The organism is Hymenobacter qilianensis, assembly GCF_014489555.1.
GTDB classification, from domain to species: domain Bacteria; phylum Bacteroidota; class Bacteroidia; order Cytophagales; family Hymenobacteraceae; genus Hymenobacter; species Hymenobacter qilianensis.
This window is the reverse complement of sequence record NZ_CP060784.1, coordinates 366,807-392,472: the sequence shown is the minus strand read 5'-3', so window position 1 is coordinate 392,472 and position 25,666 is coordinate 366,807. Positions and strand designations below refer to the sequence as shown.

At 54.4% G+C, this 25,666-nt stretch carries 18 protein-coding genes, 1 tRNA gene and 4 pseudogenes; 7 read left to right on the top strand and 16 right to left on the bottom strand.

Features of this window, described 5'->3' with window-relative positions; all coding sequences use genetic code 11:
• Positions 1-94: 94 nt before the first annotated feature.
• On the bottom strand, positions 95-2,482 hold the full coding sequence (locus tag H9L05_RS01755) for a T9SS type A sorting domain-containing protein (RefSeq protein WP_187732781.1): 2,388 nt from the start codon (positions 2,480-2,482) through the stop codon (positions 95-97).
• 475 nt (positions 2,483-2,957) lie between these two features.
• Between H9L05_RS01755 and H9L05_RS01750 the strand changes: the two genes are divergently transcribed.
• The 3 genes and pseudogenes from H9L05_RS01750 (at position 2,958) to H9L05_RS26645 (ending at position 7,241) form a co-directional block, all read left to right on the top strand.
• Positions 2,958-4,142 carry a PIG-L deacetylase family protein gene (locus H9L05_RS01750; RefSeq protein WP_187732780.1) on the top strand — a complete coding sequence of 395 codons (1,185 nt, stop codon included), beginning with the start codon at positions 2,958-2,960 and terminating at the stop codon, positions 4,140-4,142.
• A 59-nt stretch (positions 4,143-4,201) separates the two neighbouring features.
• On the top strand, positions 4,202-5,299 hold the full coding sequence (locus tag H9L05_RS01745) for a hypothetical protein (RefSeq protein ID WP_187732779.1): 1,098 nt from the start codon (positions 4,202-4,204) through the stop codon (positions 5,297-5,299).
• Positions 5,300-5,538: 239 nt separating this feature from the next.
• Positions 5,539-7,241, top strand: a pseudogene (locus H9L05_RS26645) (sodium:solute symporter).
• A gap of 81 nt (positions 7,242-7,322) precedes the next feature.
• Here H9L05_RS26645 and H9L05_RS01735 read toward each other — a convergent pair.
• The 11 genes and pseudogenes from H9L05_RS01735 to H9L05_RS01685 form a co-directional block, all read right to left on the bottom strand.
• Complete coding sequence (locus H9L05_RS01735; RefSeq protein WP_223284670.1) at positions 7,323-8,093, bottom strand: DUF2911 domain-containing protein; 771 nt, start codon at positions 8,091-8,093, stop codon at positions 7,323-7,325.
• A 173-nt stretch (positions 8,094-8,266) separates the two neighbouring features.
• Positions 8,267-8,932, bottom strand: a complete 666-nt coding sequence (locus H9L05_RS01730; RefSeq protein WP_187732778.1) for a biopolymer transporter ExbD — start codon at positions 8,930-8,932, stop codon at positions 8,267-8,269.
• 66 nt (positions 8,933-8,998) lie between these two features.
• A pseudogene (locus H9L05_RS01725) lies at positions 8,999-10,833 on the bottom strand (ABC transporter ATP-binding protein).
• 108 nt (positions 10,834-10,941) lie between these two features.
• Positions 10,942-11,418: an energy transducer TonB gene (locus tag H9L05_RS01720; protein WP_187732777.1), complete on the bottom strand. Its 477-nt coding sequence runs from the start codon at positions 11,416-11,418 to the stop codon at positions 10,942-10,944.
• 103 nt (positions 11,419-11,521) lie between these two features.
• Positions 11,522-13,014, bottom strand: a pseudogene (locus tag H9L05_RS01715) (sodium:solute symporter).
• A gap of 143 nt (positions 13,015-13,157) precedes the next feature.
• Positions 13,158-14,171 carry an MBL fold metallo-hydrolase gene (locus H9L05_RS01710; protein ID WP_187732776.1) on the bottom strand — a complete coding sequence of 338 codons (1,014 nt, stop codon included), beginning with the start codon at positions 14,169-14,171 and terminating at the stop codon, positions 13,158-13,160.
• Between the two features lie 123 nt (positions 14,172-14,294).
• On the bottom strand, positions 14,295-14,891 hold the full coding sequence (locus H9L05_RS01705; RefSeq protein ID WP_187732775.1) for a hypothetical protein: 597 nt from the start codon (positions 14,889-14,891) through the stop codon (positions 14,295-14,297).
• 121 nt (positions 14,892-15,012) lie between these two features.
• Complete coding sequence (locus H9L05_RS01700; RefSeq protein ID WP_187732774.1) at positions 15,013-16,245, bottom strand: MFS transporter; 1,233 nt, start codon at positions 16,243-16,245, stop codon at positions 15,013-15,015.
• A 13-nt stretch (positions 16,246-16,258) separates the two neighbouring features.
• Entirely contained in the window at positions 16,259-16,537 is a 279-nt protein-coding gene (locus H9L05_RS01695; protein ID WP_187732773.1) for a PDZ domain-containing protein, read from the bottom strand.
• Positions 16,538-16,589: 52 nt separating this feature from the next.
• Positions 16,590-17,996, bottom strand: coding sequence for a M61 family metallopeptidase (locus tag H9L05_RS01690; RefSeq protein WP_187732772.1), 1,407 nt, complete (start codon positions 17,994-17,996; stop codon positions 16,590-16,592).
• Positions 17,997-18,507: 511 nt separating this feature from the next.
• Positions 18,508-19,017 carry a class I SAM-dependent methyltransferase gene (locus H9L05_RS01685; protein WP_187732771.1) on the bottom strand — a complete coding sequence of 170 codons (510 nt, stop codon included), beginning with the start codon at positions 19,015-19,017 and terminating at the stop codon, positions 18,508-18,510.
• A 46-nt stretch (positions 19,018-19,063) separates the two neighbouring features.
• Here H9L05_RS01685 and H9L05_RS01680 point away from each other — a divergent pair, with 46 nt between their 5' ends.
• The 3 genes from H9L05_RS01680 (at position 19,064) to H9L05_RS01670 (ending at position 20,859) form a co-directional block, all read left to right on the top strand.
• Entirely contained in the window at positions 19,064-19,783 is a 720-nt protein-coding gene (locus H9L05_RS01680) for a phosphatase PAP2 family protein (RefSeq protein ID WP_187732770.1), read from the top strand.
• A 118-nt stretch (positions 19,784-19,901) separates the two neighbouring features.
• Positions 19,902-19,983: transfer RNA gene (locus H9L05_RS01675), tRNA-Leu, on the top strand.
• 189 nt (positions 19,984-20,172) lie between these two features.
• Positions 20,173-20,859, top strand: a complete 687-nt coding sequence (locus tag H9L05_RS01670; RefSeq protein WP_187732769.1) for a phosphatase PAP2 family protein — start codon at positions 20,173-20,175, stop codon at positions 20,857-20,859.
• Positions 20,860-20,881: 22 nt separating this feature from the next.
• Here the strand turns inward: H9L05_RS01670 and H9L05_RS01665 are convergent, their stop codons facing one another.
• The 3 genes from H9L05_RS01665 to H9L05_RS01655 form a co-directional block, all read right to left on the bottom strand.
• On the bottom strand, positions 20,882-22,582 hold the full coding sequence (locus H9L05_RS01665; protein WP_187732768.1) for a hypothetical protein: 1,701 nt from the start codon (positions 22,580-22,582) through the stop codon (positions 20,882-20,884).
• On the bottom strand, positions 22,543-23,208 hold the full coding sequence (locus tag H9L05_RS01660; protein WP_187732767.1) for a hypothetical protein: 666 nt from the start codon (positions 23,206-23,208) through the stop codon (positions 22,543-22,545). Before H9L05_RS01660 ends, H9L05_RS01665 begins: the two co-directional genes overlap by 40 nt.
• Before the next feature lie 132 nt (positions 23,209-23,340).
• Entirely contained in the window at positions 23,341-23,940 is a 600-nt protein-coding gene (locus H9L05_RS01655; protein ID WP_187732766.1) for a hypothetical protein, read from the bottom strand.
• Between the two features lie 302 nt (positions 23,941-24,242).
• Between H9L05_RS01655 and H9L05_RS24640 the strand changes: the two are divergent.
• A pseudogene (locus H9L05_RS24640) lies at positions 24,243-24,865 on the top strand (bacteriorhodopsin).
• Positions 24,866-24,921: 56 nt separating this feature from the next.
• On the opposite strand, the gene H9L05_RS01640 reads toward H9L05_RS24640, so the two are convergent.
• A complete protein-coding gene (locus H9L05_RS01640) occupies positions 24,922-25,572 on the bottom strand; it encodes a hypothetical protein (RefSeq protein ID WP_187732763.1) in 651 nt (216 codons plus the stop codon).
• Positions 25,573-25,666: the final 94 nt, after the last annotated feature.

The following is a 25,666-nucleotide window of genomic DNA, read 5'->3' as shown; positions in this document are numbered from 1 at the left end:
TGTAGCCCAGATTAGCGTGTGGGGCAATTATAAAAAAAGCTTCGGCGCAATGGAAGCCATTGCGCCGAAGCTATAAGAAAATGAAGCGAAGCTGTTATTGCTTTATGAAGCGGGCATTTTTTACGCTCCGATTAGCATCCAGCACGCGTACCATGTATACGCCAACAGGCAAGGCGCGCACAGATAAAGTAGCAGGAGCCGAATCATTGAATTCCTGGCTCATTACCCGCTGACCACGCGCATTATAAATCTCCGCGACATGCTTGCCGGCTCCCAGTCCATTGAGGGTCAATATATCAGTAGTAGGCACCGGGCTTACTGAGAAGGCCACCGGACCAGTACCACGAAGCTGCACCGTTACTGGCTGCGAGTATACTGACTTACCGTCCAGATCGATCTGGCGCAGGCGGTAGTAGTTATTCACGCCGGCCGTTGCCGAGCGGTCGAGGTAAGTATAGTTATTACGCTGGTTGGTCGTGCCATTGCCCTTCACGAAGCCAATGGTCTTCCACTCGCTCAGATCCGTGCGTTGTTCGATCTCGAAGCCCTTGTTCTGTAGCTCCGAAGCAGTGGCCCAGTTCAGGCGTACGTTATTCCCCTCAACTTTACCCGTAAAGCTGATTAGCTCAACTGGTAGAGGCGTAGTGCCATCGGCGAGCGAGAAGTAGCGGTTAAGCCGCAGTGGACCTGTGTACGTTAAGGTGTTAGTCTCTGGGCTAGGAACACTTGAGCTACTAGGAGTTACCAACTGATAACCGTTTACAGGATCAGATATGATGTTATTCGACTCATATAAACGCAACTGAGATTCTGAGTTACCATTCAGCTCCGTAGGAGGAATATCACGATAGGTGAACTCCAGCGTGACATTGGTGCCGCTATTATTCGTCGGGTTGTTATTGATGAAGAAGCGACGGGCAATCGTCTGGAGAGGAGCATTTTGGGTACCACTTTGTAATAAGCCTCTGCCGCCTGTAATGCGCAGTACATCTATATTGCCCGGAAGATCATTGCCACGCTGGGTAATTCTCAAACCAATACCGCCAAAATCAGAGGTAGCTCCTGGAGTATTAGTAATAAGGGCTGAGGTCGAAACTCTACCTAGCAAATAGCCAGTTGCATTTTCAGTCAGGCGAGCACTTCCTCGTAGCCGAACCTCATTGGCACCGGTAGACAAAATCCCATTATTTATGATTAACGCTTCCCTGATATCAAGGTTAGAAGCTATTGTCTTAACGCCAGCGTCTTGCACCGTCAGCAAACGGAAGTCTACAGGAGCACTATTGTCCGTAGAAATTGTCTGGGCACCTGCTCCTGTTAATGTAACACCAGCATTGACAAGGAGCGAATTTCCAGTAGCTAATCGAATATTTCTACCAACCCTTAGGGTTCCTGCAGCGACAGGATAACGGAGTGTACCTTCTCCTACAACAAGTACATCACCACCTACTATGACAGGCGCAGTTGTAGATCCAAAGTTAAGAGTGCTATTGCTAGCAACAGTTAAGTTGTTTTGAATATTCCAGATAGAACCATCACCGTCGCCGGTGCGGGTGATAAGAGCACCAGCTGTATTCAGCGTAAAGTCATAAACTGAAATACTCTGTAGAGTACTGGTAAGAGGACCAGTATGGGCATAGCTGTCAAGGCCATTGGGGCCAAAAGCTGTGGTAGCGCCTTCTGTGTCAGTATTTAAAACCGTGAAGTAGCGGGTCCAGTTGTAGTCCTCATACCGCCCGTCCCCAACGTCGTTAAAGCGAAAGGAGGATTCATTATCTCTAGGTACTTGACCATATATACCGCCCCGAATTGGATTAGGAATAAATGGTTCTAAGCTGATTGGGTCAAAGCCATAAATGTTGTAACCAAACCAGTTGAAATTTTTTGGGCGTGCAAGGGTAGTACTGATGCGGGACCAGGGAAGGGAAAACTCTTTTATCGTACCAGGAAAGTTTGTCTCTGGTTCTTGACTGCTCCATCGTTCACCGTCGGCTCCACCATTATCGGCATATTGGCCAATGTTTTTGTCTGCTTCTAACGGTTTGCCCCACTCCTGTGCAGGGCCCCACTGGCCTGACTCTTTGTTATAGATGCGGTACTCCCGATAGAATTTTTCAATATATATATAGACGTCAGCCTGAATGGGCAGGTTGCCATTTATACTGAAGACAGGATAGCCTTTAAGGACATTACCACCTCCTACGTTTACTGGCGTCTGAGGATCAGTATCTATGTATAGAGCAGTTCCTTCTTGTAAGTTAGCCTCCTGAACCGCAACGTAAAGGTTGTTATCATCCCAGGTCATACGCCAAAGGAGATTCGGATCATCACCATTGGGGCTTGCATATTGATTGCCATATTCGGCAAGGCTTGAGGCCCCATCAACAACAGGTGTACGGAACTGAGCTTGCGCACTCTCAGGTACCCCCAGCGAGAGAAAAACGGCCCCTAAAGCCGTTAATGCAATATGTAAAGATTTCATATAGGCAGAATTGTTTTTTAAAGTCCTGATACGGGCAAATGTAGGTAAGAAGTTATATTATTTTGTATAATTTTTGTGTTAAAAATTAATAAATATAATTAAAGTGCTATTGGTGAGAAGTTGTTTAATCAAATGTGAGTTTTGTAGATAGGCTGGATTGTGTGTTTCGACTCCTTTTTTTTATCCGCTACCTTTGGCTTTCTGCTGCTAACTATCACACAATGACTTTCGTGTTTTCGCGCGCTGCGCTGCTTTTGCTGTTCTTGCCGCTGTTGGCTTCAGCCCAAACTCCAAAATCATATTCAGCTGCCGACATCGCTTTGGGCTTGCGCAAACTGAATGTGCTGGGCTCGGCACTTTATATTGCCGCCCACCCTGATGATGAGAATACCCGACTGATTGCTTACTTAGCGAACGGCCGCCTGCTTGAGACTGGATACCTGAGCTGCACGCGGGGCGATGGGGGCAAAATCTGGTGGGTCCGGAGATTCGGGAAGGATTGGGTGTCATTCGGACCCAGGAGCTATTGGCGGCCCGCCGTACGGATGGCGGCCGCCAGTTTTTTACCCGCGCCAACGATTTTGGCTTTTCCAAAACGCCCGAGGAAACCTTTACTATCTGGGACCGGGAGCAGGTACTTGCCGATATGGTCTGGGTTATTCGGCAGCGCCGCCCCGATGTACTGATCACGCGCTTCTCGCCTCAGCCCAGCGGCACACATGGCCACCATACCGCCAGCGCCCAGCTCGCCCTCGATGCCTTTGATGCAGCCGGCGACCCCAAGCGCTTTCCGGAGCAGCTTCAATATGTGCAGGCGTGGCAGCCCAAGCGGCTATTTTGGAACACTTCTTCTTTTTTTATTCAGCCAGGCCAGAAGTTTGACGCCACTGGCAAAATCGTGGTAGATGCAGGCAGCTACAACGCCTTACTGGGCAAAAGCTATGGTGAAATTGCAGCTACCAGCCGCTCTCAGCATAAAAGCCAGGGCTTTGGCTCGGCCGCCACGCGGGGGGAAGCCATCGAATATTTGGAGCCGTTGAAAGGGGAGAAGGCGCAGAAGGATCTTTTGGAAGGCGTTGATCTGAGCTGGAACCGCATAAAAGGTGGTGCGCCCGTCGGCAAACTGGTGAGCCAAGCTATAAAGGAGTTTGACCCGGCCAACCCCGCCGCCAGCGTAGCCGGTTTGTTGAAAGTGCGCGAGGCTTTATTGAAGGCCCCGGATGATGGATTCTGGAAAAAAGAAAAGCAGGAGCAGGTAGAACAACTGATAAAAGCCTGCCTGGGACTATACCTGGAGGCTACAGCTGCCGAGGCTACCACCTCGCCCGGCCAACCCGTTACCGTGACGGTGGAAGCTATTAATCGCTCTGCTGTGCCTGTGACGTGGGTGGGAACTGGTTTGATAGCTTACCAGCGCGATACTACTTTGAATAAGCCCCTGGTCGTGAATGAGCTGAACCGGGTTCGGCTGCGCTTCCAGGTTAGCTCGCAGGTAGAGGCGTCGCAGCCTTACTGGTTACGGCTGCCAGGTACGGTGGGAATGTATACGGTGCCTGAAAAGCTGCTGGTAGCCGAAAGCAGTTCCACAGCATTGCTTGGTCCTGTAACTGGTCAGCGCATAGTGCCGGCTGGGGGCAAAAAGAGCCTGCTGCCCTGCTGATCAATCGGCAAAACCTCATTGGGACGCCCGAGAACCCCGCCACCGCCTATGTTGGTTGCTTGTTGAACGTAGCGGGTACGCCCATTTTCTATTCGGTGCCGGTGCAGTACAAGCGTACTGATCCAGTGGAAGGCGAGCTATATCGGCCCCTGACGGTAGTGCCGCCGGTAGCCGTAAACATAGGAGGCAAAGCCTATGTGTTTGCGGATAACCAGCCTAAGCTGGTACCCGTGACGGTGAAAGCCGGCCGAGCCGGGGTGCGGGGCACCGTCGCGCTGAATTTGCCCCCCGGTTGGGTAGCTGAGCCTGCTTCGTTGCCGTTCGTCCTGCAAAACAAGGAGCAGGAGCAAACACTGGAGTTTCGGGTGCGGCCTACGGGCACTACTGAAAGCGCTGGTCAGCTGCGCGCGGTAGCTACCGTGGACGGGCAGACATACGCTCGCGGTTATCAGCCGATTGTGTATACCCATATTCCCACCCAAACCCTTTTCCCTGAGGCCGCCGCGCCGCTTATTAAGCTGGACCTCAAGCGCAAAGGCAATGAGATAGGCTACCTAATGGGCGCCGGCGACGAAGTGCCGGATGCGTTGCGCCAGATTGGCTACCAGGTAACGACCCTCAAGGAAACCGACCTCACGCCCGCTAACCTGCGCCGCTTCGATGCCGTGCTGCTGGGCGTGCGCGCCTATAATACCGTGAATCGTCTGCGGTTTCTGCAGTCGGTGCTCCTGGAATACGTGCAGGGCGGTGGCAATCTGATTGTGCAGTACACCGTGAATCGGGGCACCGTATTGCCCGAAATCGGGCCGTATCCATTTAAGTTGTCCAACGACCGGGTGACTGTAGAAAATGCCGAAGTCCGCTTCCTGAAGCCCCAGCACCCGCTGCTCAACACGCCGAACAAAATTACCAGTCGCGACTTTCAAGGGTGGGTGCAGGAGCAGGGCCTGTACTATCCGAGCCAATGGGACGCGAAGTATCAGCCCATCATTAGCAGCAACGACCCCGGCGAGTCGCCCAAAGACGGCGCTATTCTGGTCGCTGACTACGGCAAGGGCCACTATATCTACACTGGGTTGTCGTTTTTCAGAGAGCTGCCGGCTGGTGTGCCCGGTGCTTACCGCCTGCTCACGAATATGATTTCATTGGGTAAGTAAGATGCTATAACCCATTTCCCGCGCCCAAAAGCAACCTTCTGTCGTCCGCTCGCTCCTTACTGCTTCCCGCCCCACGTTTCACCAGTAAAAATGCCCCCCACCCCCGAACCATCCGCTCCGCCGCTCACTGATACGAACAAACCGCCGCTTTTTGCTACGTGGCGCGGCTGGTACACGCTGGTTATTAGCGCACTAGTGATAGAGTTGATTGGGTTCACGATTTTAACTTACTGGTTCGCGTGAGTGCACTCGATTGGCTGGTACTCGGGGCACACTGCTTTTTATTGTAGGCTATGGCACGTGGCGCACGCGTACCGCCGGCCGCACCCTCGACGGTTATTTGTTAGGCGGACGCCAGGCTAACTGGTGGGGCATCGGCCTGAGCATTATTGCCACCCAAGCCAGCGCCATCACCTTTCTGAGTACGCCCGGACAGGCCTACGACGACGGGATGCGCTTCATTCAGTTCTACTTCGGGCTGCCGGTGGCTATGGTGCTTATTGCGGCCGTAGCCGTGCCCATTTATCACCGGCTGCGGGTTTTTACGGCCTACGAATACCTCGAAACGCGCTTCGACCGGCGCACCCGGACGTTGGCGGCGGGCTTGTTTCTGGTGCAGCGCGGGCTGAGCAACGGCCTCTCCCTGTACGCGCCAGCGCTGGTGCTATCGGCTATTCTGGGCTGGAATATCAACCTCACCGTCTGGCTGATTGGGGCCTGATGATCAGCTATACGGTGGCGGGCGGCACCCGCGCGGTAGCTGTAACGCAGCAGGGGCAGGTGGCGGTTATTTTTACGGGAATGGTGGTGGCTGGCTATCTGCTCGTACATTATTTGCCCCCGGCGTGGGATTTAGCGAGGCCATGCAGGTAGCTGGCAACCAAGGCAAGCTCAACCTCATTGACTTTACCTTCGACCCTTCCGACCGCTATAATTTCTGGACGGGCATGACTGGGGGGCTTTTTCTGGCCTTGTCGTACTTCGGTACCGACCAGAGCCAGGTGCAGCGCTACCTGGCGGGCCGCAGCATCACTGAGAGCCGCCTGGGTTTGCTCATGAACGGCTTGGTGAAAGTGCCCATGCAGTTTGGAATTTTGCTGATTGGAGTATTGCTGTTCGTCTTTTATCAGTTCAACCAGCCGCCTCTCACCTTCAACCGGCCTGTACGCGAGCAAATCGCGAATCAGGCCGAATTTGCCCCCAGCTTCAGGGTCTGGAGCAGCGCCACGCTTCGCTTTTTGAAGGGAAGCGCGCCGCCACCGAACAAGTTGTGGCTGCGCTTCAACAAGAAGATAACGCAGTAGAGTTGGCCGCTGCCCAAAACAAGTTAGAAACCGCTCAAACCGCTATTCGCGAGTTGCGCACAGAAGCGCAGACGTTCTTCAAGCAGGCGGCTCCTTTAGCCGAAGCCAAAGACACTGATTATGTCTTCCTAACCTTCGTGCTCCAATACATGCCTCGCGGGCTGGTGGGTTTGCTCATTGCGGTGGTGCTGAGTGCGGCCATGAGCAGCGCCGCCGCCGGACTTAACGCTCTGGCTTCCACCACCGTTATCGATTTGTATAAACCAGCCCGCCCGCGCTCCGATGAGCGGCATTATGTAAGCGTGTCTCGTTGGGCTACCATCACGTGGGGCGTGCTGGGCATCGCCTTCGCCCTGTACGCCGCCCGGCTGGAAAACCTGATTCAAGCGGTTAATATTCTGGGCTCCCTGTTTTACGGCACCATTCTGGGCATTTTCGTGGTGGCTTTTTTTATGAAGAAAATCGGGGGAAACGCCGTTTTCTGGGCTGCTGTCGTTACGCAAGCGTTGATTTTTCTGCTCTTCCAGACCACCAACATTGCCTATCTATGGTACAATATTATTGGATGTGCTCTGGTGATGCTGCTGGCTACGCTAGGGCAACAAGTTCTGCCCAGAGGTCCACAGGCAGGCCGCTAGCCGTTTTGATACGCTGAATACCAATACAAAAAAAGCCCCCAGAAACTGTCTGGGGGCTTTTTTAACTTATGGAACGCAGATTTACTTGGTAGTGCCGCCTTTCTTGGCGGTGGCAATCAGCTCGTCGTTCATCTTTACATAGTCAGTGTTCTTGGCTTCGGTAGCCAGCTTCTTCGACTGCTCAGCGGCGGTGGTAGCACCTTTGTAATCCTTCATTTTCATGCGGATTTTGGCCTCCGTGTGCATGTTCCAAAACTTAGGATCTTTCTCGTTGGCTTTCTGCATCCAGGCCAGGGCTTGCTTCATATCCTTGTCATTGTCAAGGTAGTACACGGCAGCGGCAGCATAATCGGCGGGAGTAGCGGTGGCTGCTCCGTTGATTACTTTCTCATTGATTTGGGCCATCACCTTGGCGTCAACCTCCGTCGTGATGCGGAACTTGGCGCCGATGTTTTCCCACTGCATATCCACGTTGGCAGTAGCGGGCGTAAGGTCGCTGAAGTTGATGGTGAAGGTTTCCACCTTGTTGGCCAGGTTGTAGGTTTTGGCCGAGATGGAAGCCACGTTGTCCTCATCCTTGAAGTCGTCCACGTTGGCACCCTGCTTGGTGTTCTTGCTCAGTACCACCGTCCACTTATCCTTGTTGGGGATGGTGTACAGGCCGTATTCGCCGGCAGGCACCTTTTTGCCTTCCAGAATCACCTCGTCCGAAAACTTGATTTTGGTGGTGGCGTTAGCGCCTGTACGCCAGCGCTTTCCCATCGGAATGAGGTTGCCAGCTACGGTGCGGCCCTTGGCGCTGGGGCGCGAATACGTAATCGTGATATCCGTCAGGCCTACGCGCTGGGTCACGGTGCTGAGCGGGCTTGGCTGGGGGTATTAATCTGAGCTTGGGCGTTGCCGGCCAGCAGTAAGGCGCTCAGGGCTAACGTTGCGCTGGCAGTCTTGAAAATGTTGGTCATGGAAGGGAATAGATGGGTGTTTGAATGCAGTAAAAGTAGGCAAAACTGCCTGATGGTACAGCTTTAGAAAAGCAGAGCTGAATCCTTCTCTTCCATAATAGTTGCAAGGTTGATCCTATTCACATTATGCTTCTGCAACAAAGTGAATACACGCTGCACTTCGTGAAATTCAAGATTAGCATCAGCACGAATGGAAAAGAAAGGGTACAGACCATTCTTATCGTGAAGAGCAGACTGAGCTGCTGCAATGCATTCAGCCAATTGGTCATCCACATCATTATCAAGTCTAGATGGGATACCCAACAGGGTGATGTTATTACGCTTAAGTAAAGAAAGTGACAAGTACCATGGAAGCTGCCGAACATCCATAAAAAGGAACGGCATTTTATCCAACTCAGCTAATTGAGTAGCAGTGAAACGAACTCTACGTCTAGCAGCAACCCGTTTAATTATTTCTGATTGATAGGGCTCATCAAACGAAAAGTACAGACGTTTCTGCTTGTCAATACTTATGATACCTAGTCTTCCTTCAGGCATTTTAAGGCACCCGCTCCCGCTAGAGGTTGGCAATTGCACATAAGGTTCAGGGGATTTGAAACGGGCAGTAGCTAAGAAAAAACACAGCAAGGGCCAAACAAAAAGCCCCCCAATCATACTTACGTTGGGCGCGGAAAGGCTAATGCGTGACTTCCGGCCTGCCTGAAGCTTTGCTAAAATACGATAAGTCATGGGTAGAGCGGTTGCGGGTAGCTTCTTCTAAATATAGAAGTTAACGACTACAAACGCCCCGCTAGTCTATGACAACTCAAACTGGAGCTTCAGCAGATTCGCATATAGCCCGTTCTCGCTGTTCGAAAGCTCTTCGTGCCGGCCTTGCTCCACGATGCGGCCCCGTCGATAACCAGAATCTTATCCACTTTACGGATGGTGCTGAGGCGGTGGGCAATGATAATGCTGGTGCGGTTTTTCATCAGCTCATCCATCGCGTCCTGCACCAGCTTCTCCGACTCCGAATCGAGGGAAGAAGTGGCTTCGTCGAGGATGAGGATGGCGGGGTTTTTCAGGATGGCGCGGGCAATGGCTACGCGCTGCCGCTGTCCGCCCGAAAGCTTAATGCCCCGCTCGCCCACCACCGTGTCCAGACCTTCGGGAAAAGAAGAGATGAACTGCCAGGCGTTAGCCTTGCGAGCTGCTTCCGTTATTTCGGCGTCGGTAGCGTCGGTTTTGCCGTAGGCGATGTTCTCCCGGATAGAGCCACCAAACAGCAAAGTTTCCTGGGGCACAATGCCGATGTGGCCGCGCAGCTCCGTGAGGTCAAACAGGCGCACGTCGCGGCCATCAATGAGGATTTTGCCCGCGCTCAGCTCATAAAACTGCATGAGCAGCTGCACGATGGTGCTTTTACCGGCACCACTGGGGCCCACCAGCGCAATCTTTTCGCCGGCCTGAATATCGAAGCTGATATCCTTGAGCACCGGCAAATCGGGGCGGGTAGGATAGCTGAAGGCTACGTTTTGATAGTCGATGTCGCCGCGCACTTGCAGGGGGGCCATGCCTACCATGCGGGGGCGGTGCGTGGGCTCCGAGGGCTCATCCAGGATTTCCAGGATGCGCTCTGAGGCGCCCAGCGTAGTTTGAACCTTGCCATACAGCTCACCCAAGCCCCCGACCGAAGCACCGATAAAGATGGTGTAAAGGGCGAAAGACGTCAGGTCGCCAATAGTCATCTGGCCCGCCGCCACCAAGGAAGCAGCCCGCCACAGCACCAGAATGATGCCCCCAAAAAGGCCCACAATCACAAACGACACAAAGCCGCCGCGGTAGCGGTTGCTGCGCAAAGCGGCTCTGACGGTATTGGTGAGCGAAGCGGTATAGCGGTTGGTTTCAAACTGCTCATTGGTAAACGCCTTCACCGTATTAATTCCCTGAAGCGTTTCTTCTACGATAACGTTGGTTTTGGCCAGCTCATCCTGCGTTGCCTTGGCTAATATCCGGATTTTACGGCCAAAAAACATGGCCAGCAGCACAATAGGCGGAAACGTCGCCAGCATAAACAGCGACAGTTTCACCGACACCATCATGATAAACACGGTGCCGACAACCAGCGTCGTGATTTGGCGAAACAGCTCAGCCAGCGTAAGCGAGAAGGTGTCCTGAATATGGCCCACATCGGAGGTGATGCGTGAGGTGATAGCACCTACGCGATTTTTCTCGAAGTAAGGAATAGGCAGTGTTACGAACTTCCGGTACAAGGCCTGCCGGATATCACGCACGGTAAACTCGCTGACCTGCGTAAAAAACCAGATCCGCCCAAAAGAGAAAACGCCCTGAAACAGGATAATCACAAACAGGCCCACCGCGATTGTATCGATCGTAAGCGCGCCGCCATTCGGCAACACAAACGGCTGACCATTGGCCGCGTCGGTTAGTTTGCCGATAACCCAGGGAAAGGCCATCACCGTGGCGCTGGACAAAGCCAGCAGCACCATCCCCACAATGAATTTGGTGCGGTAGGGCAGCACATAGCGAAATATTCGCAGGCCCTGTCGGAAGCTTTCCTTCGTTAATTTCTTCTTGGGCACGTCCGGATCAAGGGTCGTGCCGCTGGTATTCATTCCACTTCTGGCCATTCTATCTTAGAAGTGAGTACAGAGAGGTGAGAAGTAAGACCTTGTTCTGTCTCCGTGATTATGGCGGAACAGAGTCTCACTTCTCACCTCTCTGTACTCATGTCTTATTTATTCGTATTTCATTTTGCCCTTGGGCTTCTCCACTTCGATAATCGTTGAATTGCCGAATGGCACGGGCAAGCGCACCTGCACGGCTACCGGCTGCCCTTTGCGGGTGGCAGGCTTCCAGGCCGGCATCTGCGAAAGCACGCGCAGGGCTTCCGCGTCGCACTCCGGGGAAAGACTGGTAGTAACCGCCGAGTTGCTGACGCGCCCATCGGCCTCCACGGTGAAAGTGGTAACCACGTTGCCCGTAATAGACTTGTCGCGTGCGACGGCCGGATACTTTACCTGCTTCTGAAAAAAATCATTCATTGCCTGTGCGCCACCCGGAAACTGCGGAGGCACATCGGGCCGGTTAGCGGCCGGTTTGGCCTGAGCCTGCATTTGGCCGGGCTTTAACACAACGGGAGCTTTAGCCGGCTGCTGAGCCCATACGGCCGTCGGTAAACCCACAAGCAGCAACAGAAGAGGAAAGATTTTCACGGGGCGAAAAGGATAAAACCAGACTGGGGGGCAAAATACCCCAACTAGCGGCGTACGACAAAGGTACAAACCAGTTAGCGGGCCATCCTTTTTCCAACAACTATTAGCGCGCAGGGTTCAACTCTGGTACTGCTTCTGGCACTGCTGACCGCGAAATAGCTAATAGCCCCAGAAATGTAAGTAAGCCGTTGAGCAGCAGGATTTCAAATCCGAACTTATAGCCCCCCAGCCACGCCTCCGAATTGGCATTGATGAGCAAAGTAAGCAACGGCGCCGCGATGCAAACCGGCAGCACGAGCGGCTCGCGGAGCATGCGGCTGGTCATGATGCCGAAGGAAAATAAGCCGAGCAGCGGCCCGTACGTGTAGCCCGCCAGCTTAAACACGGCCGTGATAAGGCTCTGGTCGTTGATGGCGCGGAAAATCAGAATAATGACAATGAGCACAACCGAAAAGCCCAGGTGTGTAAGCTGGCGCAGTTGGGTTTGCTTCTTTTCCGGATACTGCTGGATGGAAAGGAAATCGACGCAAAACGACGTAGTAAGCGCCGTGAGGGCAGAATCGGCGGAGGCGTAGGTGACGGCCACGATGCCGAGGATGAAGATGATGCCCGCAAACAAGGTGAAGTGCTCGGTGGCCAGCAGCGGAAATACGTCGTCGCCGATAATCTTGCCTGCTGCGTTGGTTGGCAATTGAATGCCTTTTTCGGCCGCAAACTTATACAGCAGCACGCCCAGCGTCAGGAACAAGATGTTGACGAATACAATCACGATAGTAAACCAGAACATGTTCTTCTGCGCATCGCCGAGGCTGCGGCAGCTCAGGTTTTTCTGCATCAGGTCCTGGTCGAGGCCGGTCATGACGATGGTGATGAAGGCCCCGGAGGCAAATTGCTTCCAGAAAAACTTGTCGTCCTTGATATCCGAGAAGTAGATCTGCGACATGTCGCTTTCTTTCACCGTGCGCACCAGATCAGCGAAGCCCAGATTCAGCTCCGACGACACCAGATAAATACTTACGCCCACGCAGGTAAGCATGGCCAGCGTCTGGAAAGTATCGGTCCAGAGAATGGTTTTTAGCCCCCACGAAAGGTGTAGAGGTAGATAAGCATGATGCTGACAATAACCGTGACCACGAAAGGCACGCCCATATCGTCGAATACGGCCAGTTGCAGCACGCCCGCCACCAGATACAGGCGCAAGGCAGAACCCGCCGCCCGCGAGATCAAAAAGAAAAGCGCCCCGGTTTTGTAGCTCCAAAACCCGAAGCGCTGCTCCAGATACCCATAAATAGACATCAGCCGCAAGCGATAATACAAGGGCATTAATACTAATCCAATAACCAGATAGCCAACCGTATAACCCATCACTACCGCCATGTAGCTCCACGACTGCGCCTGCACCATGCCCGGCACCGAGATAAACGTGACGCCCGATAGCGAGGTGCCGATCATGGCGAAGGCCACCATATACCAGGGGGCATTTCGGTTGGCAACGAAGAAACTCTCACTGGTGGCTTTGCGCGAAGTAAGCAGCGCAATGACGATAAGAATGACAAAGTAGCCCGCAATCAGGCTCAAAATAAGGGTGGGCGACATTCGGAAGTGCTGAGATTGAACGAAGGATGTTGCCGGGTAAAAACGCTGGGTTTCGTCGGCCGGCCGGCTCGTAATAAAGAGTAAAGCTAAGCAGCAATGCCTTATTTACAGCAATAATATAGGTTGGTGGCCCGGCAGCTACCCTATTCCCAGTCCTGCCAGCGCAGCACTTCGCCCACGGCCGGAGCGTGCAGCTCGCCGCGCAGCATCTGGCCGTGGGCTACCTCCTGAAGAGTGCGTAGGGGCTCGGAGGCGGGCTCATCGGACAGGTCGAAGGTGCCGTAGTGCATGGGAACAACATGGCCGGCGCGCAGAATATTGGCGGCTTTGGCGGCCTCGTGCGGGTCCATGTGGCTCTGCTGCATCATGAAAGATGGCTTGTAGGCGCCTATGGGCATAATGCAGATGTCGAGGGGGCCGAAGTGCTTCTCTATCAGCTCAAAATGGTCGCCGAAGCCACTGTCGCCGCAGAAGTAGAGCAGCTTATCCGCCACGCGCAGCATAAAGCTGCCCCAGAGCACCTGGTTCATATCCAGCAGGCCGCGGCGGTGCCAGTGCGAGGCGGGCAGGTAGGTGATTTCCAGCGCAGAATTGCCCCCCAGATCATATTGCTGCCACCAACCCGCCTCCTGCACTGACATATTGGGAGCCATGCCGCGCAGCAGCTTGGTCATATGAAGCGGCGCCAGCACCTGCATGTTGGGGTTTTGCCGGGCTACCAGTTTTATGGAAGCTTCGTCGAGATGGTCGCGGTGACCGTGGGAGAGCAGCAGATAATCGATGCCGGTAATTTCTTCGGGGCGACAGGGAAGGGCATGCCGATGCCGCAGGCCCAGAGACGAGTACAGCACCGGATCGAATAAGAGCGTGACGCCGGCCACGCGCCACAAAAACGTGGCGTGGCCCAGCCACACCAGCATATCTTCATTTGAGGTAAAGGCCTCGGCGCACGGCACTACGGCCGGCGTCCAGGTGTCGGACTTCTTCTCAGCCTTCTGTGGGTTCTCGCTTAGCTGCCAGCGGATTACGTTGCTGAACTTGGGCTCGTACAGCGCTTCGCCGTTGCAGAACTCGCCGCCAATCATCTTGTTGCCCGGATAATTCGGGCGAATGGTTTTCAGGTTTTTGTTGCGACGATACGTGGTTCGAGCGGCCATAATAGGCGAAATAGAAGTGGAAAGCGGCGTGGAAAGGTAAACAAACAACCTGTTCAAAACGCTAAAAAGCCCCCAGTCGTGACTGGGGGGCTTTTTTAACTAACTGTTAAGCAGTGCAAAGAGTTACCACCCGTAGGGCGAGCCCGGACCCATACCCATGCCATAACCCGGAGCAGCGCCGGTAGAGTAGCGTACCCCACCCGAAATGGAGAAGTTTTCGGTGATGTGATAATCAGCCCGCACATTGACCCCTGAACCCATGTTGCCACCGCTAAAACCTCGGATACCAGGTGCGGGGGGCAAATTGGAGAAGTCGCGCCAGGCGGTACCAGTCAACGAAACGCGCGGGCTGAGCGCATATTCGGCGCCAGCCTGCACCAGGTAATGGTTGGTGGCCATCGGAGCACTCGTGATGGGGCCGCCGCCATCGGTAATAGCAGTAGGGGAGTAGTATACGCCTGGTAAGGAGCGTATATACGTCAGGCCGGTGAATAGTCGAAGCCGGTTGGTAGCCTGGTAGCTCATCGTTGGGCTGAGGTAAGTGGCAGAGCCAAGGCGGCCGGCGAACATAGCCCCAGCGCTCAGGTTATAAGAAACCCGCGAGCGAAGTAAGCTGGGCGTTGGCGAGCCAGCTTCTGCCTCAGTGGGCGTTTGGGCCAGCACGCTGCCTGCGAGGCAAAGGCAGGCTCCAATCAGGAAAGCGGATACTTTAGAAACCATAGATCAAAGCGAAAAGCGCAAAACCAGAAAGCAGCTTCAAGTTACGAAGCTGGAACTTACCAGACCCCACTCAGGGAGAATTGGTTGCTCTTTGATACGAAGAAAACTCCCAAATCATGCTTTAGATTCGTGGATGAGTAGCCGGGCTCAGCGTTGTGCCGCGGCGGGCCTGCCACGCTACGGCTCCCAGGCACAGCGCAAACCACGCCCACGGCAGCCGCAGATCCAGCACGGATAAGCCAGCGAATACCAACGTAGTAGCAAAGCTGGCCAGCCCCTGCAACGCCTGATTCAAGCCAAATACTTCACCGCGGTTTGCTTCAGTTGTGCGCTGGGCCAGCAAGCCTTCCAGCAAGCCCAGAATAAGGGAGAATGTAAGGCAATCCAGCGTCACGAGCACGTATAGGCCCACCCGCGACGAGCCGATGAGACCATAACCAGCCAGCACCGGTACGCCCAGTATCGCTAGCCAGAAAATAGCCCGCCGCTGATTGATACGATCGGCAAAGTAGGTGTAAAACACATAGTTGAGCACAATGCTCAAGGCTCCGAAGAACATGAAAAAGTAGGAGATCTCCTGTGCGTTCATCTGCTGCTCGCCCAAACTCACGAAAGGCACGAAGTAAAAATAATAGCCTGTGCTCAGCGTGAGGGCCAACTGCATGAGCACAATGCGGCGCAGGTCGCTACTAGGAGTATCCAGGGCACGCAGGCGGGTCCACAGGGTTAAGGGGTTCAGGCCGCGGCTTAGCTCGGCGCGCAGCTCGGCTCCGCGCACGGGCGAGCGTTGGCGGTGGGTTTCGGGGAGAAGAAAGCTCAGCAGCACATTCACTGCCGCCAGGCCCACCGCCAAGGCCGAGACATAAGCCGCTTCTTCAACTCGGGGCACCTCCAGCGTGGTCAGGAGCAAGCCGGCCGCCATGGGCCCCAGCACGAAACCCAGGGAGATAATTGCCCCCTCAATTCCCAGATTTTTGAACAGGTCGTCTTTATTCGAAATGTCCGTAATAGAGGAGCGGATGGTGGCGTACATGCCGTTGGTGAGGCCGTCGCTCAGCCGATTGACGAAATACAGGCCCGTGCGCACCGGCAGCAGCAAAGCCGTAGCCAGCAGCGTACCCGCCGCCGACAAAATCAGGATGGGCCGCCGGCCGTAGCCGTCGGAAAGGCGGCCCAGGAGCGGGGCCGAAAACAGCTGCACACCCAAAAACAGACCCGTACCCAATGACAGCCACAGCTGTGGCTGCGGCAACGCGCGCACATACTCCGGCAGAATCGGACCGATAGCCGAGCCCACAATCACATCGAGCAGAATAACCGCGTAAATAAGCGCGAGCCGGGGATTCTCAATCAAAACGTAAGCCTCTCTACTTCACTTTACTTCCCAGCCACGCCGCCCGAAACGCCAGCTGCTCGGGCGTAGCCGTGGGGGCCGGCACTACTTCTACCGACGGAACCTCGGCCAGCGTGACCTGCACGGTGCGCACTCCCGCGCGGGTCCGAACCTCCACGGGAACCACGTCACCGGGCTTGTGTTTTTTGAGCAGTTTTTGCAGCGCCTCCCGATCCTTCAGCTTTTTGCCATCGAGCTTAAGCAGCACGTCTTCCCGATCGATGCCAGCCAGATAAAGCGGGCTACCGACCAAGGTGCTGCCGGCAATGGTAGCGCCCTGGGGGCAAAAGTTAAGTCGAGGAAACCTAAGCTGGGCTGGCCGGGGCGGGCACGGCGCACCAACAGGCCGGCAGGAGCCAGCAACTCTTCGTAATTAGGTAGTTCGTGCCCGGTAATATGAGTGCGGAAAAACTGACCCGCGAAGGCTGTGTCGCGGGCCACTTCCCCGAGAATTCGCTGCAAATCCGGGAGCGTGTAGGGGCGTTGGGGGCAAAATTCTGCTGGCCCTGCCCGTGCTGCTGCCATACGGCCCGCATATACGCGTCCAGATCCGTCTGGTGCTTCTGGCGCAGCATCAGATCGAGCGCCAGCGCATTTGCTCCCCCAATGGTGTAATACGAGAGGTAGGTATTCACGCGGTTATTCGGATCAATTGCCGCCGCCGCATCCACGAAAGGCGCCTGCTGGCTCATCTGCACCGGCGAATACAAACGGGCCCCCGGCGAGTTTACCATGCTGTTGACGATGGTTGTCAGCTCCTTCATGTACTGATCTTCCGTCAGAATATTAGCCCGGCGCAACAGCAAGTCGCCGTAATACATGGTAAATCCTTCCGCAAACCACAATGCCTCGCTCTGGTTGGCGCGGTCAAAGTCAAACGGCTCCAACGACTTCGGCCGGATTCGCTCCACGTTCCAGGCATGAAAAAACTCGTGCGATACGGTGCCGAGGTTGTCAATTGCCCCTTGCCCGCGCAAGGGGCGGGCACTGGTAAGCGAGGTGGAGTTGCGATGCTCCATACCGTCGCCGCTGGTCTGGGGCAAATAGTTGGCAATGAATGTATAGCGCCCGAAATCGAAAGCCGGCAGCTCCCCAAAAACGGCGCTGGCCTCCCGCACAATCTTCTTCGTCTGGTCGGCGTAGGTGTCGAGCTCAGCCGCCGTGCCTTCGTGCAGCACCGCCAGCTCAATGGTTTTGCCTTGCTCCTGCCAGGTGCGCACCTGCTGGACTCCCAGCGAGGTAGGCGAGTCCATGAGGTATTGCAGGTGGGGGGCAAAATATGTGTTGGCGGTCGTTTCGGGGCGCAGCTGCGTGGCTACCTGCCAGCCGGTGGGCAGCTCAAAACGCACTTGGGCGGAGCGATCTTCGAGGCCGCGACCGTAAGCCAAAGTGGCGGGAATATTCAGGTGGGCGTGACGCTCATCAATGCCCGCGTAGGTGCCGTCGGTACGGTCGCCGAAGAGGGTGTAGCTAAAGCGCACCGTGCCATCGTGGCCGGTTACATCCCAGCCGGAAGGATCGGGACGGCTGATAGTCAGTGTTTTGCCTTTGGAGTCGGTGGCTTTTACGGCGTACACGTTCTTGGCAAACTCGTGCAGGGCATAGCGTCCTGGCGAGCTGCGCGCCATGCGTACCTGCAACGGACCGGGCTTCAGATCGGAGAAAACCACCGTCACTTGCGCCTCGTGGTGTACCGCATTCGGGAAAGCCACGCTGTACTGTATTGGTGCCTGGGCCAGTGCCGCCCGGAAATAGCCAGCGCAACGAGAAGGGAAGTAGCAATTTTATGCATCGGAACAGGTACGTGGACAGGGAGGTTGGAAAGGTAAAAATGGGTGATTTTCAGACCCCGAAGCGAAAAATGTGTTGTGCTGTTCAAATGAAAAAGCCCCCAATGCTGCTGATTTGCACCAAAGAGCGTTTCGGATGAAAAAAGCGGCAAAAATTTTCGGGCAGGGAGGCATTATAGAGGAAACCTAAAAGCCGCCGCTTCTATCATCCCGCTAAAAAAACGCTCCTGACTTATCCGACTAAGCCCTAGCCGCGCCAGCTCCTCGGGCCAGGGCGGCAGGCGCCGGGCCTTAATATTCGCTGTCAGGCGAAAAAATGCATACATCACCGTCAGCAGCCCGCGTTGCCACCACACTTCTGGGGGACAAAAATCGGCGACTAGCCAGGTCGCGCCGGGCAGGCTAGCTGCTTGCAAGCGCTGGAGCAGCCGCCTCAGATCAGGCAGAGTAAATAAATCGAGCAGAAAAAAGGTGATAAGCGCGTCAAACTGAGCGCCGGGGGCAAATCCGCTTCCGTACCAAGCCTGAACTCAACCTGCGCCACGTGAGCCGGCGCATGCCGCTGCAGCAAAGCCTGCGACTTGCGCAGCATAGCCGCTGAGGCTTCCAGGTACAAAATGCGCGCTGCCGGCCGCAATCTTAGTGTTTCTAAGAGCACCCAGCCCGTGCCGCCGCCCACAATCAGCACCGACGGCGCACTGGGGAGCAAATATGCCAATGCGGCTTGCTGCGCCCGCTGCAAGGCCGAGCCAAACACCAAGCGGGCCAGCGGATCGTAGAACGCCGCCACAAAATCGAAAGAGGCTGAGTTGCGTTCGATGGGTACCGTGTTTGAAGTGAATGGTGTAGTTGTTGAAAGCAAGCGGCTGAGGTTGCAGCCCACCAGAACAGCCATTAGCTGGGGCTGGTGCTCAGGGTGTGCTTTCCTGGATTGCGTAAACATACCAAAGTCTGCAGCGTACTCACTTCAGCACCCGTACTCATTCTCTATGACTAATGCTTTGCGCCGCTTGCTGGCGGGCTTCTTATTATTTATCACCGAATTTGCCATTATGCTCACGCTAGGGGTCGTGGGCGTGGTGGTCTTTTTAGCCGTCAGCCGGGAAGTATTCGACCAGGATGCGGCCAGCTTCGATGCGCAGGCATTTCGCTGGGCGCGCGACCTGATGGGAGCCGAGCAGCAGGTGTGGGTTGAAGCCATCACGTTTCTAGCCTCACGCAATTTCATTACCACGGTGGCCCTCGCTTTGATTGGCTGGTTTCTGTTTCTGCGCCGTCACCGATGGTACTCTCTGCTTATTCCGGTGGTAGCCCTGGGCAGTATTTCGCTCAATCTGGTGTTGAAGAATTTTTACAATCGCCCCAGGCCCTTGCTGCCGCTTACCTCCGCGTCGGGCCTGAGCTTTCCCAGCGGCCACGCCATGATCAGCGCCTCCTTTTATGGCCTCTTGATTTACTTGGTGTATACCCACGTGCGCCGCCCGGTCTGGCGCTGGCTCCTAATCAGTGTGCTGGGGCTCCTGATTCTGATTATTGGCCTCACGCGCGTGTATCTGCGTGTGCACTACGCCACCGATGTGCTGGCGGGCTTCACTGCCGGTATCGTGTGGCTGCTAATTGCCATTCCGGTGCTGCGGCGCGTAGAGTTTGAAACAAAAAAGCGACTCCGTCGTCCCTTGCAATCCCTTGACGAACAGCCCGCAAGCTAGAACGGGCGGATAGTGAGTAGAAATTTTTGAGAAAAGAATTGTCGGAAAGCCTCGGCGGCTCCTATCTTTGCAGCGTTAAAAGCACCTCCAACGAGGAAAGTGCCTTTTAGCTAATGCTGCGCTTGTGGCGAAATTGGTAGACGCGCTGTCTTCAGGCGGCAGTTCCGCAAGGTGTGGGAGTTCGAGTCTCCCCGAGCGCACAACAAAAAAGCTGGTCCTTCGGGCCAGCTTTTTTTGTTTTCGGGCCAGCAAAAAGCCCCCAGAAGTAGTATTTCAGGCTTTGACTAGCATGAGGCTCCTGTTTATACCCGAAGGCTAGAAAGCTGATCTTCCTATTCTTTAGAAAAGAGAATAGTGGAAAGAAAGCAGTTGAAGCGCTATTTTCCGGTATGAAAAACCTCACTGCCCGATTTTTGAAGCTCTTAGGGCTGCTGACCGCAGAAGTTGTGTTGGTCAGTGTGTTGTTTATAACGGCATTCGTGGTGTTTTTTTACCTCACGCGCATCGTCTTTGAGCATGAATCGAAGGCGATGGATGAGGCGGCGTTTCAGTGGATAGATGCGCACCGAACCAATTGGCCCGTGCTTACGCCACTGATGCGCGGAATTACATTTTTTGCTTCTGCGCCGTTTTTGGTGGCCACCGCCATCCTGCTGCCCTCGGGGTTGGCGCTGCGCAATTTCCGGCGCGAAGGCCTGGAAGTGTTCTGGGCCATTGTGGGCGCGGCGCTGCTCAATCAATTGCTAAAAACCCATTTTCAACGCCTGCGCCCCGATAGTGCTCTGTTCCAGCAATATGGACTCAGCTTTCCCAGTGGCCACTCCATGATTGGGTTAGCGCTGTACGGCTGTCTGGCCTGGCTGCTATGGCGCCATGGCCGCCACCCGGCCTGGGCAGCAGCGCTATTGTTCTGGGCCTTCGTAATTGGTCTGAGCCGGGTGTATTTGCACGTCCACTACTTCACTGATGTTCTGGCAGGTTTCGCGGCGGGGTTGGCGTGGCTTATTCTGCTGCGCACAGGCTTGCACCTATGGTGGCGCGAGGAGGCGTTATTAGATGAGGAAGAGGCCGAGTAGACCCGCTTCTCCATCCAATAAATTATCCGAGCTTCACTTTCACCCGAAGGGCCAGCAGCCCTTTCACGCCCTGAAGTTCCTCTAGCTCCAGCTCTTCTACTTCCGGCTCCAAAAGGCCACGGTCCTGCAAATAATCAAGGTATTCAAGATACTCATCGGCCTCGCGCTGCTGCGCGTAAACAAGGGCGATGTAGCCCGGCTGCGTTAGCCGCTCGCCAGTGCCCAGCACCGTGGCCTTATCAATCCGCTTCTTAATAATTTCGTAGCGGATGTTGTAGGCGCCATCTACATCAAACTGCCGCTCATCGAGGCGGAAACGGATGTTAAGCGGCTGACCATGAATGAGAATCAGCTGGGTGGTTTCTAGTGGTACGGGCAGCTTATCACGAAGCTCCGCAGTCCGGCGGGTAATTTCTATCATTACCAGCAGTTGCCACAGGCGCAGGTTTTTCAGGAAAACCAGGTCGAAGGGCTTATTCTCTACCAGCGAAGCACCGACGTAGATATTGTGCTCTACACCGTCGGTTTTGAGGCGCTGAAAGTAGTGCGGAAACATCTCCTGGGCCTTTTCCTCTTCCTCATCAAGGTAGTCGCTTACGGTATCATTGAGCAGCGTTACGCTTTGCTCAAACTCCTTACGACGCTTGTACAGAATGCCCAGATCAGGGTCCATATTAGACCAATAGTTGGCAATGACGGGCCGCAAATCGGGAGTATTCTGAGACAAGTATTCGAACAGGGGCTCTACCTCCGTCTTCAACGACTCAAAAATGCTTACTTCATCGCCGGTCAGGATACCCTGGCGCAAGCGGCGTAGGTGCTTGGTTACGTAAAACTTGAGCTCGTCCAGAATAGGCAAGGCCTGAAACTCCGAAGCCTTTTTCAGTACCTTATTAGCTAGGGTAAGATGCTCGATCAAGTCGCCTTGAATAGCGTCATTGCGGGCGGTGCTGCTGCTGCGAATGTCGCTGGAGCCGTGTAGCGGATACACGTCATGGAACACGATGGGCTCTATCTCAGCGTTTTTGTTGCCTTCTTCCACTTTAGCCAGCAGGTTCAATGCTGCATCAGTGAAGCGCCACTCCATAGTCGGGTGAATGGCTGTAAACTTCTCCTTAATAATCGCCTGTACACGCGTCTGAATTTCTTCTGCATTGCGCTTCACCGCTACCGCGAACAGGGGCACAAACTGATTAACCTTCTCCAGGCAAAACTCATCCAGATCGTTCACATTCGGCGAGCCCAGCTCAAGCAAACCCACCGTGTCGTCGCCGTACGGGAGCAAGGCCAGAATTGCGCTGCGAATACCGATGCCCAGAATCTGCTGGCGCAAATCTTCGGGAATGTCGGCCTGCTCTACGTCCTCCAATACCAGCGGCTGGCGGTCTTGCCAGAGCTGAGAGTAAATCTGGCGGAAGCCGCTACCAGCCTCCTGGTGAGCTAGTTGCTTGGTTAGAAAGCTGTGGTTGATTTTGCGCCCAAAGTCTACAAACGCCTTTTTCTTCTCGTCATAGGCGGCAATGCCGAGCTGCAAGAAAGGGCGTCCGAACAGCACCCGCAGCTTTTCCTGAATTTGCTCGAGGCGGTCGGAGGCTTGCAGAACATCACGCTCCAGCAGATCGTACTTCAGCTCCGAGAGAATTTCCTGCTCCGTGACATCAGCCAGGTTCAGGATGTTAAAACCTACCAGTTCAAAGCTGCTGGGGGCAAAAGCTCCTGCCACAAGTCGGTGCGGTGCAGGTTGTGTGTCAGCGTGTCCAGCTGCGCCGACGTAAGCGCGGGGCGCTCACCAATCACGCGCACATCCAGAAATGTAGAGTCGAAATCGACACTGTAGTGACGGTATAGGCCAATGTTATAATCGGGTACTGTAAACGTGATAGAGCCCGTAATCGGCAGCTGCACGCCGTATATCTTATCCAGAATCAGGGCATAAGCCATTCGCGCCATGTATACTTCCATGGTGCGCGCATCCACGTTCAGCGGCTGCTTGATGTTCTGCTGTGGATTGAGCAGCACCTCCGCAAAGCGTGGCGTATGGTAGAAGCTGTAGCGCTGGAAAGGCGGAATAACGCCGCTAATAGCCGTTTGGAAAGATGCAGCCGGAATGACGGCCAGCATAAGGGTTTCTACCAAGTCGCAGTTGCACTCAATGGTAGCATGGTCGAGGATGGGGCCGCGGGCCCATTCGGCAGCGGCCACCTGCTCGCCGATGGAGCGCGCGAGCAGCGCTATACCCGCATTAGGATCAGTCTCGCGGGCTTGCCAATACGCAATCAGCGGCTCCAGACTCAGAGTCGTGGCAAACGGAAAGGCCGTGGCGACGTGGGGTGATAATTCTTTCAGCATGATAAAGCGTATAACCCCGATAATGATTTTTTGATTTACAAACAGCAGCCATTTATATCTAGCCCGGCAAGGCTAGTATACGTAAGATATGTAAGTCTGAATACCGCTTGTTGCGCGTTCATTGCCAATATTTTAGCGGCTAAGCACAACAGTCTTTGGCTCGTCGCCTTCGGCAGGGGTTATATCCAAAATAGTGCCTGAGGTACCAGGCTTTTCGGCCTTCGTCACGCGTAGCTTTTTGCCCTCGTTCTGATAGCAGGTGCAGCACCCGTCGCCTACGAAACGGCCCGCCAGCATAATAGAATCGAGCGAGAAGAAGACGGTTTCGGGAGGAGTAGCGGTCCCTGGGAAGTGTCGAACGACGTAGAGCTGATACTTGTAAGCGTCGAGCTTGCGCGCACCGCCCGCCGTGAAAGGGGCGGCAGTATTGAGTATGATAGGCTCAGTCACCAGATCTAACGAGCGGATAATGCGGGCGGTATCGTTGGGCACTTTGGGCGCGTTTGGCGGTAGCTGCACCAACGGATCAACGTAAGGGTAGCGCACCAACACAACGGTATCAACATCGGCGGGACGGAAGCCATTGGTGCCTTGTGAATCAGCGAGGTTAAACTGAAAGTAGATCGCATCTTCGAAGGTGTCGTTACACTCGCAGGATACGCTGCCGCAGCAGGCACTTACCGCTATGGCTACAAATAGCCCCAGCAGCCAGGTAAATAATTTACGCCTCATAGCCGGTAAAGATAGGGGTGAGATGAGAATACAGATGTTCCCCAAGGCTTTATAAAGTCAGCGGACAATGGTTGAAATTTATGCGGACCCACGCTTTTTCAAACAAATCAAAGGGAATAATCTGCTTTGCCTGGTCGAGGTTAAAATAGGATTAATTATATTTAAATTGTAACATATACAAATAAGCTAGGGTATTAGCAAGCAGACACACCAACCGAAACTCCTACTATGACTGACACTACGCTCTACTCCATTTATATTGTCTGCATGATTCTGGGGCCATTTTATTTCTGTACTGGGGCTTGGCTGACCGGCGTGGCGTACCTCGGGCCGAGTATCTGGTGGCTTTTCTGATTCCGGTGTGGTCGGCTACGGCCTACTTTGCTTTATCTACAGGCCAAGGCACCACCGAAGTAGGCGATACCACTCATTTCGCCCGCTACCTCGACTGGGTAGTAACGACACCGTTGCTGTTGTTTGCCCTGGCATCCACGGGCATGTATTACATCAAAAAGGACCGGGTTATTATTGGCGGCCTGGTGCTGGCCGATATATTCATGATTCTCACCGGCCTCATTGCTGACTTATCTACCGGCTCTGTGCGTTGGGTGTGGTACGGCTTGGGCGTAATGGCTTTTCTTGGCATCATGTGGACGCTCTGGGGCCACTACGGCGCCGCGCTTATAGCCAGGGCCCCGCACTGGCTGCTGTTTACAATAAGGCGCTCAGCTTTCTGACTATTCTCTGGATTGCTTACCCTGTCATCTGGGCGCTGGGGCCCATCGGCATCGGTGTCCTCGATTCTTTCACCGAGAAGCTATTATTCGTCGTGGTCCCTATCCTCTCGAAGGTGGGGTTCAGTATTGTCGATCTGTCGGGGCTACGCTCCTTGCGCGAACAGCCCCAGGAGTTGGCTTTTGAGTAAGATTCAGGCAACGATTTTTATAAAAAAATCCCCCAGTTACGTAGCTGGGGGCTTTTTTAGTTAGGACTGGTGGCCACGGTCTGGCCCATGATAACTTCGACGGGGCCACGGTTTGCAAACTCCGTTTTCAAGGCGGCGGCGTCTACTTCCAGCTGGGGCCGAATCTGGTCGAGGGCATGGCGAAGGGCTAATACATCGGCCAAGCGGGGGGCGTCGCTTTGAGAATAGCCATGGTACATGGCCACCCGCACCGATGATTGGCCCGTGCCGGCATAAGTACCCAGTAGCTCACCGTGAGCATCATACAGCTGCACTTCGGCCCTCACCCGACTGCAATACCAGCCGAGTGGGATGCCTATCATAGAGGGAGTAAGCAAGGTCATCATCTGAAAAACCTGCAAGGCCCGGCCTGGCCGCGACACGGAGGCTTCCATTATTTGCAGCTTCACATAGCCAAACTTGGTGCTGTCGCCGGCGTCGATGATGTTTTGATTTAACTCCTGCTCAAACATCTTGCGCGCATCGTCATACTCTGTGGCCTCGGTCACCATGAGCAAGCTGTTGTCAACATCGACCTGCAGGGCCGGCAGACGGCTGGTGAGGCTAGCTGACGAAGCTTTAAACAATACTTTATCCGCCGATTTGCAGCCTGACAGGATAATTCCGGACAGCAGCAAGAGGGTTAAGCACCGTAGAGCGTGTTTCATAAACGTTGTCATTCAGAGCGATAAGCACATGGCTATATCAAAAATAAGACAATTTTAGCACCGATTATAAGGCATAATGTATGCTTATTCAATA

What these genes read in the sequence shown, in the direction of transcription:
- H9L05_RS01755 (WP_187732781.1), bottom strand. Translation starts at nt 2,482, where the DNA reads ATGAAATCTTTACATATTGCATTAACGGCTTTAGGGGCCGTTTTTCTC.
- H9L05_RS01730 (WP_187732778.1), bottom strand. Translation starts at nt 8,932, where the DNA reads ATGACTTATCGTATTTTAGCAAAGCTTCAGGCAGGCCGGAAGTCACGC.
- H9L05_RS01710 (WP_187732776.1), bottom strand. Translation starts at nt 14,171, where the DNA reads ATGGCCGCTCGAACCACGTATCGTCGCAACAAAAACCTGAAAACCATT.
- H9L05_RS01705 (WP_187732775.1), bottom strand. Translation starts at nt 14,891, where the DNA reads ATGGTTTCTAAAGTATCCGCTTTCCTGATTGGAGCCTGCCTTTGCCTC.
- H9L05_RS01685 (WP_187732771.1), bottom strand. Translation starts at nt 19,017, where the DNA reads ATGTTTACGCAATCCAGGAAAGCACACCCTGAGCACCAGCCCCAGCTA.
- H9L05_RS01680 (WP_187732770.1), top strand. Translation starts at nt 19,064, where the DNA reads ATGACTAATGCTTTGCGCCGCTTGCTGGCGGGCTTCTTATTATTTATC.
- H9L05_RS01670 (WP_187732769.1), top strand. Translation starts at nt 20,173, where the DNA reads ATGAAAAACCTCACTGCCCGATTTTTGAAGCTCTTAGGGCTGCTGACC.
- H9L05_RS01660 (WP_187732767.1), bottom strand. Translation starts at nt 23,208, where the DNA reads ATGCTGAAAGAATTATCACCCCACGTCGCCACGGCCTTTCCGTTTGCC.
- H9L05_RS01655 (WP_187732766.1), bottom strand. Translation starts at nt 23,940, where the DNA reads ATGAGGCGTAAATTATTTACCTGGCTGCTGGGGCTATTTGTAGCCATA.
- H9L05_RS01640 (WP_187732763.1), bottom strand. Translation starts at nt 25,572, where the DNA reads ATGAAACACGCTCTACGGTGCTTAACCCTCTTGCTGCTGTCCGGAATT.